Consider the following 14,445-nt stretch of genomic DNA (forward strand, 5'->3'; position numbering starts at 1 on the left):
GCGACCCATGGAATTCGATTACATCATCGTCGGTGCCGGCTCGGCCGGCTGCGTGCTGGCCAACCGCTTGAGCGCCGACCCGAGCGTTTCCGTGTGCCTGCTCGAAGCGGGCCCCCGTGACTGGTCGCCGCTGATCCATGCTCCGGCCGGCATCGCCGCGATCCTGCCGACCCGCCATGTCAACTGGGCCTTCGATACCGTGCCGCAACCGGGCCTGGGCAATCGTCGCGGCTACCAGCCCCGAGGCAAGGTGCTCGGCGGCAGCAGCTCGATCAACGGCATGATCTACATCCGTGGCCACCAGGGTGACTACGACGAATGGTCTGCCCTGGGCAATGCCGGCTGGTCCTTCGACGAGGTGCTGCCGTACTTCCGCAAGAGCCAGGCGCATTTTCGCGGCGCCAGCCACTTCCATGGTGGCGAGGGCGAGCTCTATGTCGGCCAGGTGGAAGCCCACGCCGCCACCCGGGCCTTCATCGAGGCCGGGCAGCAGGCCGGCCATCGCCATAACTCGGACTTCAATGGCGTCGAGCAGGAAGGCGTCGGCCAGTACGACGTGACCATCCGCGAGGGCCGCCGCTGGAGTACCGCCACGGCCTTCCTCACGCCCATCCGCGACAGCCGCAGGAACCTCAGCGTGCTCACCGACGCCCATGCCGAGCGCATCGTGCTGCAGGGCAAGCAGGCCACCGGCGTGCAGGTCCGGATCAAGGGCCGCTCGCTGACCCTGAAGGCCCGCCGCGAGGTAGTGCTCAGTGCCGGCGCCTTCGGCAGCCCGCAGCTGCTGATGCTTTCCGGCATCGGCCCGGAGTCCGAGCTCAAGCCCCAGGGCATCGCCGTGCAGCACGAGCTGCCGGGCGTGGGGCAGAACCTGCAGGACCACCCGGACGTGGTGCTCGGCTACCAGAGCACCGATAACTCGCTGATGGGCTATTCCGTCGGCGGCAGCCTGAAGATGGGCTCGGCGCTCGCCCAGTACCTGGCGCGCAGGCGCGGCCCGCTGGCGAGCAACTTCGCCGAGGCCGGCGCCTTCCTCAAGACCCGCGACGAGCTGGTACGCCCGGATATCCAGCTGCACTCGGTGGTCAGCCTGCTGGATGACCACAACCGCAAGCTGCACTGGGGCCATGGCTTCAGCTGCCATGTCTGCGTGCTGCGGCCGAAAAGCATCGGCAGCGTCGGCCTGCAGTCGGCCGACCCCAGCGCGCCGCCGCGCATCGACCCGAACTTCCTCGGCCACGACGACGACGTACAGACCCTGCTCAAGGGCTATCGCATGGCCCGCGAGATCATCGCCCAGGCGCCCATGGCGCGTTTCGGCCTCAAGGACAAGTTCAGCCAGGGCCTCGCCAGCGACGAGCAACTGATCGAGCTGCTGCGCAAGCGCACCGATTCCATCTACCACCCGGTGGGCACCTGCCGCATGGGCAACGACGAGCATGCGGTGGTGGACGGCCAGCTGCGCGTGCACGGAATCCAGGGCCTGCGGGTCGTGGACGCCTCGATCATGCCGACCCTGGTGGGCGGCAACACCAACGCCCCCACCATCATGATCGCCGAGCGCGCGGCCGAGTGGATCGCCCGCGCCTGATAACAACAACAACGAGGAAGCATCCCATGCATCACTGCCTTGAACGTCTCATCGCCGCCGGCCTCAGCCTGGCCTTGCTGGCCAGCGCGGTCGCCCAGGCCGCGCCGGTTCCCGCCAACCCGGCCACCGACGTGACCCGCGCCGCCAACCAGGCCGTGCTGGGCAAGCTGCCCTTCGCCGACCGCCAGGACTTCGCCGACGCCGAGCGCGGCTTCATCGCCCGGCCCGACACCCTCACCATCAAGGATGCCAACGGCAAGGTGGTCTGGGACCTGGAGAGCTACAAGCGCTTCATCGCGGACGACAAACCCGCGCCGGACACGGTCAACCCCAGCCTCTGGCGCAACGCCCAGCTGAACGTGCAGTACGGCCTGTACAAGGTCACCGACCGCATCTACCAGGTGCGCGGCTATGACGTGTCGAACATCACCTTCATCCAGGGCGACACCGGCTGGATCGTCTTCGACCCGCTCCTGTCCGAGGAAACCGCCCGCGCGGCCATGGACCTGGTCAACCAGCACCTTGGCAAGAAGCCGGTGGTGGCGGTGCTCTACAGCCACTCCCACGCCGACCACTTCGGCGGAGTGCGCGGCATCCTCGACGAGGCCGACGTGAAGTCCGGCAAGGTACGCATCATCGCGCCGGCCGGCTTCAGCGAACACGCCATCAGCGAGAACGTCATCGCAGGCAACGCCATGTCCCGCCGCGCCGTGTACATGTACGGCGCCATGCTTCCGCGCAGTGCCGAGGGCAGCGTCAACGCGGGCCTCGGCCAGACCATCTCCCAGGGGAGCATTGGCCTGATCGAGCCCACCGACCTGATCGACCGCACCGGCCAGGAGCTGACCGTAGACGGGGTGAAGCTGGAGTTCCAGATGACGCCGGGCACCGAGGCGCCGTCGGAAATGAACACCTACCTGCCGCAGTTCAAGGCGCTGTGGATGGCCGAGAACACCGTCAACACGCTGCACAACCTCTACACCCTGCGCGGCGCCCAGGTGCGCGACGCGCTCGGCTGGGCCAAGTTCATCGGCGAAGCCATGGACCGCTATGGCGCCCGCAGCGACGTCAAGTTCCAGAGCCACCACTGGCCGGTCTGGGGCGAAGCGCGGATCGCCGACTACCTGACCAAGCAGCGTGCGGTCTACAAGTTCATCCATGACCAGTCGGTGCGGATGATGAACCAGGGCCTGACCGGCGAGGAAATCGCCGAGGCCATCAAGCTGCCGCCAGAACTGGAGCGCAACTGGCCGACCCGGGGCTACTACGGCACCCTCAAGCACAACGCCAAGGCGGTCTATCAACGCTACATGGGCTGGTACGACGGCAACCCGGCCAACCTCGACAAGTTGCCGCCGGAGCCGGCGGCGAAGAAGTATGTCGAGTACATGGGGGGTTCCGCCGAGGTGCTGAAGAAGGCCCGCGCCGACTTCGCCAAGGGTGAGTACCGCTGGGTGGCCGAGGCGGCCAAGCAGGTGGTGTTCGCCGAGCCGGGCAACGTTGATGCCAAGAACCTGATGGCCGACGCCTTCGAGCAAATGGGCTACCAGGCCGAATCCGGCCCCTGGCGTTCGGTGTACCTGCAAGGCGCCTTCGAGCTGCGTAACGGCGTACCCAAGGCCGGTGGCTTGGCCACCGCCAGCCCCGACATCGTCCGCGCCATGACCCCGGAAATGCTCTTCGACTACCTGGCCGTGCGCCTCAATGGCGAACGCGCGGCGGGCAAGAAGCTGGTGCTCAACTTCAACTTCACCGACCTCGGCAAGCAATACGCCGTGACCGTGGAGAACGCCGTGCTCACCTATGCGCCCAAGGCCAGTGACCAGGCCGACGTGGGCCTGACCCTGCGCAAGGACACCCTGACCGACATCCAGTTGGGCAAGGCGACCCTGGAGCAGAAGGTGGCGTCCGGCGAGCTGAAGTTCGACGGTCGCCAGCCGGCCTTCGGCGAGTTCATGGGCCTGCTGGACAAGTTCGACTTCTGGTTCGATATCGTCACGCCTTGAGCCTGATGCGATGAAGGCAGGGCGGCCCGCGAAACAGGCGCGGCTGCCGTCCCTGTTTCGCGGACGCCTGCATGATCCGCAGAAAATCCGACTTGCCGGGTAGACCCGAATTGGAAACTTGCACTAGCCTCCATCCCACAGGCCAGGGAGCCTGACCAAGAAAAGCCTGATCAAGGGCGAGCCGTTAGACCGTGGAGCAAGGAATGGGGTGTCGAAAGACGGGGGCGCGACTGCGGGCGGTGTTGCAGTCCTGTGCAGTGGTACTGGGCTTGCTGGTCACGCCGGCGAGCTGGGCGGATGAACCGGTGCAGGGCAAGCCGCCAGCGCTGGCCAACGCGTCGGAAGGTTATGCCGACGCCGCCAGTTGCCTCGGCTGCCACGCCACCCAGGCTGGCCAATGGAAGGATTCCGACCACGGCTGGGCCATGCGCGAGGCCAGTGGCGGAAACGTCCTGGGCAACTTCGCCGATGCCCGCTTCGACGAAGCCGGCGTCACGGCGCGGTTCTTCCGCCAGGGCGACGATTTCTACGTCAACACCGAGGGCGAAGACGGCAAGCCCACGGATTTCCGCATTCTCTACACCTTTGGTTTCTACCCGCTGCAACAGTACCTGGTGGCGCTGCCTCGCGGCCGGCTGCAAGCCCTGACCATCGCCTGGGACAGCCGCAAGCAGGAGGAGGGCGGGCAACGCTGGTTCTCCCTCTACCCCGGCCAGCGCTTCGCACCCAACGACCCACTGCACTGGACCGGGCGCTACCAGAACTGGAACGCCATGTGCGCCGACTGCCACTCGACGCGCCTGATGAAAAACTACGACGACAAGCAGGACAGTTTTGCCAGTACCTGGCACGAGCAGACCGTCGGTTGCCAGGGCTGTCACGGCCCGGGCCAGGCCCATGTGGACTGGGCCAAGCAGAACAAATCGACCAACGCCACCTACGCCTCGGCCAAGGAGCTGGGCCTGACGGTGGACTTCAAGGCCCTCGGCAGCAAGGGGCTGGTGGAGCAATGCGCCTTCTGCCATAGCCGTCGCCAGTCCCTGGGCACGGGGCAGATGCCGGGGCATCCGCAGCTCGACCAGAGCCTGCCGGCCACCTTGCGCACCGGCTTCTATCACGCCGATGGGCAGATCGATGGCGAAGTCTACGAATACGGCTCCTTCACCCAGAGCAAGATGTACGCCGCCGGGGTGGCCTGCACCGACTGCCACGACCCCCACACCACCAAGGTGCGGATCGAGGGCAACGGCCTCTGCCTGCAATGCCACAACGCCAACCCGCCCAAGTCGCGTTTCCCCAGCCTCCAGGCCAAGGACTACGACAGCAAGGCGCACCACCACCACGAGCCGGGCACCCCCGGTGCCCAGTGCGTGAACTGCCATATGCCGACCAAGACCTACATGGTGGTGGACCCGCGCCGTGACCACAGCCTGCGCATTCCCCGCCCGGACCTGGCGGACAAGACCGGTAGCCCGGACGCCTGCACCAGCTGCCACCAGGATAAGCAACCGGCGTGGGCGGCCGCGGCCATCGAGGGCTGGTTCGGCAAACCGCAACGCCCGCCGCACTATGGCGAGAACTTCCATGCGGTGCGCAACGGCCAGGGCATATCCCTGAGCCTGCTGGGCGAAGTGCTGGCGGACAAGGGCAAGCCGGCCATCGTCCGTGCCACCGCCGCCGAGCAACTGGTCGATCTCGGCCCGCCGGCCATGTCCAACCTGCAGTGGGCGCTCAAGGATGACAGCGCCCTGGTACGGGCCTACGCCATTCCGGGGTTCGCCAACATGCCCTCGGCCGAGCGCCTGAAACCCCTGTTGGCGCTGCTGGATGACCCATCCCTGGCGGTGCGCGACGAGACCGTACGCGCCCTCGCCGATGTGCCGCCGGAGCAGTTGCCGGCCGAGCGTCGCGAAGCCTTCCAGGCACTGCTGGCGGATTACGAGCAGCGGCTGCGTGGCAATGCCGACCTGCCCGGCGGACGCCTCAACCTGGCCGTGCTGCTGTCGCGCCAGGGACGTGATGGGGAGGCCATGGACGAGTATCGCCAGGCGCTGAAGCTCGACCCGTACTTCTCGCCCGCGCGGGTCAACCTGGTCACCCTCGCCAGCGCCTCCCAGCGCCTGGACGAGGCGGAACAGCTGCTGCGCGAGGGCCTGGCCCTGGAGAAGATGCCGGTGACCGACCACGGCAACCTGGCCTACATGCTGGCCCTGCTGCTGGTGGAACGGGGACGGGCGGAGGAAGCGCTGACCTGGATGGAGAAGGCCGCCGTCGCGCTGCCCGGTCATTCGCGCATCCGCTACAACCAGGGCCTGCTGCTGTCGCGCCTGAACCGCCGCGACGAAGCGCTGGCGGCATTGCGCAGTGGCCTTGAGCAGTCCCCCGACGACCCGGACCTGTTGTATTCGCTGATCTACCTGCACGCCGTGGCGGGAGAACGCGAACAGGCCTTCGAGTACGTCAAGCGCATGCGCCTGGCGGCCCCGGAGGACCCCCGTCTGCAGGCCATCGAACCTTACTGGAGGCAGTGAGGTCCCAGTGGCGGACAACTTGCGGGTTGTTCCGCCCCGGTGGATTTGTAAATCGCGACTTCGTCGCCTAAATATTCAAGCAGTTCGCGTGTCGTTCACCTGAGGAAGCCGAACGAGCCGTCGCGCGTCTACAACGACTAACGACCCACGACCAAGGAACAAAGGACATGACCAAGAAACTTATAGGCAAAGCCGTGATCTTCGGGCTGCTCAGCACCGCCGGGGTAATGGCCCAGGCGGGCCAGGCCGGTGGCGGCGGCTGCGGTTGGGGCAACATGGTGTTCGAAGGCCAGCGCGGCCTGGTCCCGCACCTGCTGGCCACCACCACCAACGGCACCTCGGGCAACGCCACCTTCGGCCTGACCTCGGGCACCAACGGTTGCGACTCCAGCGTGCGCCTGGGCTACGGCGGTCGCTCGCTGCTGGCGATGAACGGCATGCTCGACAACATCGCCGAAGACATGGCCCAGGGCCAGGGCGAAGCGCTGGACGCCTACGCGGTGCTGCTGGGGATCGAGGAGGGCGACCGTGCCCACTTCGCCCAGGTCACCCAGGCCAACTTCGCCACCATCTTCTCCAGCCCGGACGCGACCGGCGAGCAAGTGCTGGCCGCGACCCTCGACGTGATGAGCCGCGACCAGCAACTGGCGCGTTACTCCAAGCTGCCGAGCTGAGTCACCATATAAAGAATGCCCTCTTCGGAGGGCATTTTCTTTTGCGCCGCCGGCCAGCCTTATCCCCACGCAAACCGGAGGGGGCGGGGGATTTATGGCAGGGCAAGGATCAGCAACTAGAGTTACCTGACCGCCGATGACGAATGGGTATCGCGCCGGTGTCGCAGTCTCCGGCCAAACTCGAATTCGGCATGTCGCCCCACGCTAACGTCGAATTCCAACGCTCAGTCAGGGAATGGATCAGTGACTACACGCGAGCAGATAAAAGGGCTGGAAGCTAGCGTCGCGGAAATGGTGCTCGGCCAGGCCGACACCATTCGCCATGTGCTGCTGGGCCTGTTGGCCAACGGCCACGTCCTCCTCGAAAGCCTGCCGGGCCTGGCCAAGACCCGCACCGTCAAGGCCCTTGCCACCCACCTGGAAGCCCAGATGCGGCGCATCCAGTTCACCCCCGACCTGCTGCCCTCGGACATCACCGGTGGCGAGATCCTCCAGCAGACCGCCGACGGCAACCAGATCAAGTTCCAGCCGGGCCCCCTGTTCGGCAACGTGATCCTCGCCGACGAGATCAACCGCGCCCCGGCCAAGGTTCAGGCCGCGCTGCTGGAAGCCATGGAAGAGCGGCAGATCACCGTGGCCGGCCAGAGCTATCCCATGCCCGGCCTGTTCATGGTGCTGGCCACCCAGAACCCCATCGAGCAGGAAGGCACCTACCCGCTGCCCGAGGCGCAGATGGACCGCTTCCTGATGAAGCTGCAGCTGGACTACCCCGCGGTTGCGGACGAGACCCTGGTCCTGCGCCTGGTACGCGGCGAGGAACAGAAGGGAGCCGATGCGGGGGAGCCGGCGCGCCTGGCCCAGGAGGTGCTCTTCGCGGCCCGCCGCGAAGTGGCCGGGGTGCATGTGTCCGACGCCATCGACCGCTACCTGATCGACCTGATCAACGCCACCCGCCACGCCGCCGACTACGACGCCGACCTTGCCCGCTGGATCAACATCGGCGCCAGCCCCCGGGGCGGTATCAGCCTGGATCGCGTGTCCCGGGCCCACGCCTGGCTGGAGGGCCAGGACTTCGTTTCCCCGGACAACGTGCGCGCCGTCCTGCATCCCGTGTTGCGCCATCGCCTGCAGATTTCCTACGACGCCATCGCCGATGGCGTGGGCGCCGACCAGGTGATCGACCGGCTGCTCGACAAGGTGGCCATTCCGGCCTGACGGGATCGACGCCATGGATCAGACACAGCCCGCTGCGGACGGCTTCGTCTACGCCTCGCTCGCGCAATTGATGGCGCTGGAACATCGCGTGCGCGGCCTGAGCTTTCTCGCCCGCCAGCCCCTGGCGAGCATACTCGCCGGCAACCACGCGTCACGCCTGCGCGGGCGCGGCCTGAACTTCGACGAACTGCGCCACTACATGCCCGGCGACGACCTGCGTCATCTCGACTGGCGCGCCTCGCTGCGCTACGGCAAGCCCTTCGTGCGGACCTTCACCGAAGAGCGGGACCGGCCGACCCTGCTGCTGGTGGACCAGCGCATGAGCATGTACTTCGGTTCCCGGCGCAGCTTCAAGTCGGTCACATCGGCGGAGCTGGCGTCCCTGTCCGCCTGGATCGCCTTCCACGCCGGCGATCGCGTCGGTGGCCTGGTGTTCGGTGACCAGCGGGTGGAGCACATTCGCCCGCTGCGTAGCCGCACCCGAATCGAGGCCCTCTGCGCGGCGGTAATCCGCGCCAACCACAGCCTGAATGCCGCAGGTGTCGATAGCGAGCACCAGGACCAGCTCGACCAGGTGCTGCGCAGTTGCATAGCCGCCGCCGGCCACGATCACCTGGTCTGCATCATCAGCGACTTTGCCGGCGTCACGGCCAAGACCTTGCAGCTGCTGCGCCAGCTCAACGCCCACAACGACGTGATCGCCATGCTGGTCTATGACCCCATGGCCCTCAAGCTGCCGGAGAAGGGACGGATCACCGTTACCCAGGGAGCGCTCCAGGTGGAAATGGAAGTGGGCAGCCGCCAGGTCCATCAACCCCTGGGGGATTTCCTCTCCGGACGCCTGAAGGACGTGGCCGAACTGCTGCGTCGCAGCCAGGTGCCGCTGATGATGATCAGCACCGGTGAGGATGCCCTTGCGCAGTTGCGCCGGGAGCTGGGCCGACTGAGCGGGATACCGCGATGACCGCCGCCGCACCGAGCATCGACCAACTCAGGGAACTGGCCGTACCCGCGCCGCTGGTCAGCTACTGGCCGCAGACCTGGGGCTGGCTGGTGTTGTTGCTGGTGTTGCTGCTGATCGCCGGGATGTGGGCGACGTTGCGCTGGCGGCGTTGGCAACGGGACCGCTACCGCCGCGAGGCGCTGGCCCGCCTGGATACCCTGGGTCAGGCCCTGGCCGACCCCGAGCGGCGGCTGCCGGCCCTGCGCGAGCTGCCCGTGCTGCTCAAGCGCGTTGCCCTGTCCATGCCCAACGCACCGGAGGTGGCCGGCCTGGGCGGCGTGGAGTGGCAGGCCTTCCTCGCGCGCAGTGCGCCACGGCCCCTGCCTGAGGATTTCGCCGCGCAGCTGTTCACCGTCGCCTATGCGCCGGATGCCCAGGTAAAGGGCATGCCGGATGCCGAGGTCCGTGCGCTGTTCTCCACCAGCCGGCACTGGATAGAGGCGCACCGTGTGGCAGTTTGACTATCCCTGGGTGCTCTTCCTGCTGCCGCTGGCCTGGTTGGCCTACCGCTACCTGCGCGAGTACCGCGAGGCCCGCAGCGCCTTGCGGGTGCCATTCTTCGCCGCCGTGAGCCGCGCGGTGGGGCAGGCGCCAGGGCAGGGCGGCGCCGGGGGAAGGCGTTGGCAACTGCCGCTCAACCTGCTGGTCTGGGCACTGCTGCTGGCCGCTTGCGCACGCCCGGTGTTCGTCGAACAGGCCATCCAGCGCGAGCAGCCGATCCGCGACATGATGCTCGCCATCGACATCTCCCAGTCCATGGAAACCACCGACTACACCGACGCCGACGGGCGCCAGGTCGACCGCCTGACTGCGGTGAAAGGCGTGGTCCGGGACTTCATCGCGCAGCGCAAGGACGACCGCATCGGCCTGATCGTGTTCGGCACCGGCGCCTATCCCCAGGCGCCGCTCACCCTCGACCACGCCAGCCTGGGGCTGCTGCTGGACGAAGTCGGCATCGGCATGGCCGGGCCCAACACCGCCCTGGGCGATGCCATCGGGCTGACCATCAAGTTGCTGGAGAGCGCCAAGGAGCAGGAAAAGGTGCTGATCCTGCTCACCGACGGCAACGACACCGGCAGCGCCATCACCCCCGATCATGCGGCCCAGCTGGCGCGGGAACGGGGCATCGTGGTGCATACCATCGGCATCGGCGACCCTGAAGCCAGCGGCGATGCCAAGGTGGACCTGGAAACCCTCCAGGCCATCGCCCGGACCACCGGCGGCCGCTACTTCCGCGCCGACGATCGCAATGCCCTGCGGGAGGTCTACGCCACCCTGGACCAGCTCACCCCGCACAAGGTGAAGACCTTCAGCCACCAGCCCAAACGCGACCTGTTCCATTGGCCCCTGGGGGCGGCGTTGCTGCTCCTGGCGGCGAGCCATGGGCTGGCGGCGTTGTTCGGCGGAGTTGCGTCGGGCGCCACGGCCCGCCCGGAAACGGAGCGTTGAGATGGAGATCGACCTCAGCGCCTTTCACTTCCTGCGCCCCCTCTGGCTGTTGCTGATCCCGCCCGGCGTGCTCTTGCCGCTGCTCTGGCTGCGCCGCCACGACCTCAAACGCCAGCTCGACGGAATCATCGCGCCGCACTTGGTGGACCACCTGGTCATCACCCCTGAGGACGAGTCGCGCCTGCGTCCCGTGCACCTGTTGGGCGCCTTGCTGGTGTTGGGCGGCCTGGCCGCTGCGGGCCCCACCTGGGAGCAGGACACGCCGGCCTTTCTCGACAACCGTGCGCCGCTGATCCTGGCGGTGGACCTGTCGCCCTCCATGGACGCCGATGACGTACCGCCCACCCGCCTCGAAGCCACCAAGCACAAGCTGCATGACCTGATCCAGCGCCGGGCCGGCGCCCGCACCGCGCTGATCGCCTATGCCGGCGGCGCCCACCTGGTGCTACCCGCCACCGAAGACCCCGCGCTGCTGGATACCTTCGTCCAGGCCCTGGCCACCGACCTCATGGTGCAACCGGGCAAGGACGTGCTGGGTGCGGTGGAGCAGGCGCGCAAGCTGCTCGACGCGGAACGTACCCCGGGTACCCTGGTGCTGCTCACCGATGGCGCCGACGCCAGCCAGTTCGACGCCATTGGCAAGCGCCTCGCCGGCAGCGACCTGCAGGTCCTGGTGCTGGCGGTGGGGAGCCAGGATGGGGGCCTGGTGCGCGACACCCAGGGCAAGCCACGGATCAGCGCCGACGGCCGGCCGGTGGAGGGCCGCTTCGACGCCGAAGGCCTCAAGCGCCTCGCCGCCGCCGCCGATGCCCCCCTGGGCAGCCTGACCCTCGACGATGACGACCTGGACTGGATCGAACTCCACGCCCAGCGGCACTTCCAGGCGGTGCAGGGCGACGGCGAGGAGGTGCACTGGAAGGACGCCGGCTACTGGCTCTGCTGGCCCCTGGCGCTGATCGCTCTGTTTTGCCTGCGGCGGGGCTGGCGGGTGCACTGGCTGGGGGGCCTGCTGCTGGCCGTGGCGCTGGGCGGTGCGCCCGAGGCGGCACGGGCCGGCGCCCTGGCGGACGCCCTCTTCACCCCGGACCAGCAGGGCCGCTGGGCCTTCGAGCATGAGCACTACCCCCAGGCCGCGGCGCACTTCACCGACCCCTACTGGAAGGGCCTCGCGGCCTACAACGCGGCGGACTTCGACGCTGCCCTGGCCAGTTTCGGCCGGCTGGACACGGCGCCAGCGTATTTCTACCTCGGCAACACCTATGTCCGCCTGTTCAAGTTCCCCGAGGCCATCGCCGCCTACAAGCAGGCCCTGGCCAAGCAGCCGGCCTTTCCCGAGGCCAGCGCCAACCTGGCCCTGGCTGAGGCCCTGCTGAAGGACTACGAAGACCAGCAGGAGGCGGGCACGCCAAATGAAAAGCCCGACAAGGTGGTGGAAGACCAGACACCTTCCAAGGGCGGCAAGGCGGTGCAGCAGGACAAGGCCAAGGCCGCCTCCGATCAGGTCTGGTTGAACAACCTCACCACCTCGCCGGCGCAGTTCCTCAAGCGCAAGTTCATGCTCCAGGAAACCGCGCGCCGACAAGCCGGGGAGGGCAGGCCATGAAACGCTGGCTGGCGTGGTTGCTGCTGTGCCTGCCCGTGCTGGGGCTGGCCGCCGAACCCGAGGTGCGGGTGCAGAACCGCCTGGTGCCGGCGGACGGCGTCATGGTGGGCGGCAGCCTGAACATGGAGGTGGACCTACTGGTGGATACCTGGTTCACCGCCGCTCCGATCCTGCCCAGGCTCGACCTGCCGGGTGCCTTGGTGAATGCCCCCGGCGGCGAGGCGCAGCACCTTACCCAGCAGCAGGACGGGAAGACCTTCTTCGGCCTGCGCTTCACCTACCAGATCACCCCGCAAGTGGCGCAACGCTTCGAGATCCCGGCGCTGGAATTCCAGGTCCAGCCAGGCCAGGCCAGTGGTCCGATGAAACTGAAAAGCCAGCCCCTGGGCTTTACCGCCAAGCCCCTGGCGGGCGCCGGCGACGAGCACAGGCTGGTGGCCAATAGCCTTGACTTCACCCAGGAAATCCAGCGCTCCCACGACCCCTTGCGTGTTGGCGACAGCATCACCCGCCGCCTCGAGGTGGAGGCCGAAGGCGCCCAGGCCATGCTGCTCCCGCCCCCGCAGTTCGCCGAAGTGGAGGGCCTCAAGCGCTATGTGCAGACCCCGAAGGTGCAACCGATCAGCGACGGTCGCGGCGGCATTACCGGCGGCGCCAGGGAAGATTCCGTCACCTATGTGATCGACAAGCCGGGCGAGCACAGCCTGCCCGCCATCGAACTGAAATGGTGGGACGCGACAACCGGAGAAGCCCAGACCGCCTCGGTGCCGGCGGTGCAGCTGACGGCGGAGCAGGGCACCTACCAGGCGCCCTTTTCCATCAGCCAGGACCTGCGTGACCTGGGCCAGAAAGCCCGGGTGAAAATCGCCGGCCACTGGCTGCTGTTGTGCGTGCTGCTCGTGCTGGTGGCCGTGCTCGCCTATTTCGGTCGTCCCTGGTACCGAGCCGCTCTGGGCCGGTTGCGGCACTGGCGGTTGGCCCGCCAGCGGGCGCGGCTGGACTCCGCCGAACATGCCTGGGAACTCGCCCGCCGGCAGCTGGCGGCCAGGCCGGCGCAACTGGGTGGCCTCTACCTGTGGGTTCGTCGCAGCACGGGGGATAGGACACTGTCGGATTTTTCCCGACCGCTACCCGACCTTATTGCAAATCGTTTGCTAGCCTTCTTCAAATCGCGCTTTGGCGCGGAACAGGCTGACAGTCAAGCAGTCGCCGACCTGACAGAGGCATTGCCGGATGTGCGGCGTGCGGTAACCGCGAGGAAACAGGCAGTTCGTACGCGGCATGGATTGAAACCGCTGAATCCCTGACCCGGTCGGGCCAGGCAAAAGCCAACTCAGCAAGGACGTCACATGAGCCAGTCATCTCCCCTTTACCGTTTGCGCTGGTGGTTCAGCCTGCTCCTGGTCCTGCCCTTGCTGGCCCAGGCGGCCGTCCCGCTGCCGTCGTGGAAGGATGGCCCATCGCGTCAGGCCATCCTGGCCTTCGTCAGCGCGGTGACGGACGAGGGCAGCAAGGACTACGTCCCTCCGGCCGAGCGCATCGCGGTGTTCGACAACGACGGCACCCTGTGGAGCGAGCAGCCCATGTACTTCGAGGTGCTGTTCGCCCTGGACGAGGTCAAGCGCCTGGCGCCGCAGCACCCGGAGTGGAAGGAGCAGCAGCCCTTCAAGGCGGTGCTCGAAGGCGACCAGAAAGCCCTGGCCGACAGCGGCATGGAAGGGCTGATGAAGATCATCGCCGCCACCCATTCGGGCATGGCGACCGAGGCCTTCATCGACCAGAGCCGCAGCTGGCTGGCCAATGCCGTGCACCCGAAGAGCGGCAAGCCCTACACCGAAATGGTCTTCCAGCCGATGCTGGAACTGCTGCGCTTCCTGCGGGCCAACGACTTCAAGACCTATATCGTCTCTGGTGGCGAGGTGGCCTTCATGAGGGCGTTTGCCGAGGAGGTCTACGGCATCCCACCGGAACAGGTGATCGGTACCACCTTCCAGAGCGAGTTCCAGGACCAGGACGGCAAGCTGTCGATCCAGCGCCTGCCCCAGCTCGCCCACAACGACGACGGGCCGGGCAAGCCGGTGAGCATCGAACAGGTCATCGGTCGCCGGCCGATCCTTGCCTTCGGCAACTCCGACGGCGACCTGCAGATGCTCCAGTGGACCATGGCCGGGCGCGGCAAGCGCTTCGCCGGGCTGGTGCATCACACCGACGCCAAGCGCGAATGGGCCTATGACCGCGAAAGCAAGGTCGGCCGCCTGGACAAGGCGCTGGATGCGGCCAAGCAAGGCAACTGGACAGTGGTGGACATGGCGAAGGAGTGGAGCCGTGTCTACCCCTTTGAAAACAACTGACCACCCCTGACGAGGACATCCG

The 14,445-nt window shown here is 67.2% G+C and carries 11 protein-coding genes; all 11 read left to right on the plus strand.

Annotation, left to right across the window (positions count from 1 at the left end):
• Window positions 1-7: 7 nt before the first annotated feature.
• The 11 genes from PCA10_RS13350 (at window position 8) to PCA10_RS13400 (ending at window position 14,423) form a co-directional block, all read left to right on the plus strand.
• Window positions 8-1,591 carry a GMC family oxidoreductase gene (locus tag PCA10_RS13350; protein WP_016492621.1) on the plus strand — a complete coding sequence of 528 codons (1,584 nt, stop codon included), beginning with the start codon at window positions 8-10 and terminating at the stop codon, window positions 1,589-1,591.
• 26 nt (window positions 1,592-1,617) lie between these two features.
• Window positions 1,618-3,597, plus strand: a complete 1,980-nt coding sequence (locus PCA10_RS13355; protein WP_016492622.1) for an alkyl/aryl-sulfatase — start codon at window positions 1,618-1,620, stop codon at window positions 3,595-3,597.
• 203 nt (window positions 3,598-3,800) lie between these two features.
• Window positions 3,801-6,128: a tetratricopeptide repeat protein gene (locus tag PCA10_RS13360; protein WP_041770255.1), complete on the plus strand. Its 2,328-nt coding sequence runs from the start codon at window positions 3,801-3,803 to the stop codon at window positions 6,126-6,128.
• A 167-nt stretch (window positions 6,129-6,295) separates the two neighbouring features.
• Window positions 6,296-6,802, plus strand: a complete 507-nt coding sequence (locus PCA10_RS13365; protein ID WP_016492624.1) for a DUF3015 domain-containing protein — start codon at window positions 6,296-6,298, stop codon at window positions 6,800-6,802.
• Window positions 6,803-7,045: 243 nt separating this feature from the next.
• Window positions 7,046-8,017 (plus strand): AAA family ATPase, encoded by a 972-nt coding sequence (locus PCA10_RS13370; RefSeq protein WP_016492625.1) that lies wholly within the window; start codon window positions 7,046-7,048, stop codon window positions 8,015-8,017.
• A 13-nt stretch (window positions 8,018-8,030) separates the two neighbouring features.
• On the plus strand, window positions 8,031-8,981 hold the full coding sequence (locus PCA10_RS13375; RefSeq protein WP_016492626.1) for a DUF58 domain-containing protein: 951 nt from the start codon (window positions 8,031-8,033) through the stop codon (window positions 8,979-8,981).
• Window positions 8,978-9,481 carry a DUF4381 domain-containing protein gene (locus PCA10_RS13380; RefSeq protein WP_016492627.1) on the plus strand — a complete coding sequence of 168 codons (504 nt, stop codon included), beginning with the start codon at window positions 8,978-8,980 and terminating at the stop codon, window positions 9,479-9,481. The genes PCA10_RS13375 and PCA10_RS13380 overlap by 4 nt, the downstream gene beginning before the upstream one ends.
• Entirely contained in the window at window positions 9,468-10,469 is a 1,002-nt protein-coding gene (locus tag PCA10_RS13385; protein WP_016492628.1) for a vWA domain-containing protein, read from the plus strand. Before PCA10_RS13380 ends, PCA10_RS13385 begins: the two co-directional genes overlap by 14 nt.
• 1 nt (window position 10,470) lies before the next feature.
• On the plus strand, window positions 10,471-12,072 hold the full coding sequence (locus tag PCA10_RS13390; RefSeq protein WP_016492629.1) for a VWA domain-containing protein: 1,602 nt from the start codon (window positions 10,471-10,473) through the stop codon (window positions 12,070-12,072).
• On the plus strand, window positions 12,069-13,379 hold the full coding sequence (locus PCA10_RS13395; RefSeq protein ID WP_016492630.1) for a BatD family protein: 1,311 nt from the start codon (window positions 12,069-12,071) through the stop codon (window positions 13,377-13,379). Before PCA10_RS13390 ends, PCA10_RS13395 begins: the two co-directional genes overlap by 4 nt.
• Before the next feature lie 42 nt (window positions 13,380-13,421).
• On the plus strand, window positions 13,422-14,423 hold the full coding sequence (locus PCA10_RS13400) for an HAD family hydrolase (protein ID WP_016492631.1): 1,002 nt from the start codon (window positions 13,422-13,424) through the stop codon (window positions 14,421-14,423).
• The last annotated feature ends 22 nt before the right edge of the window (window positions 14,424-14,445 follow it).

This window comes from Pseudomonas resinovorans NBRC 106553 (assembly GCF_000412695.1).
Classification (GTDB): Bacteria; Pseudomonadota; Gammaproteobacteria; order Pseudomonadales; family Pseudomonadaceae; genus Metapseudomonas; species Metapseudomonas resinovorans_A.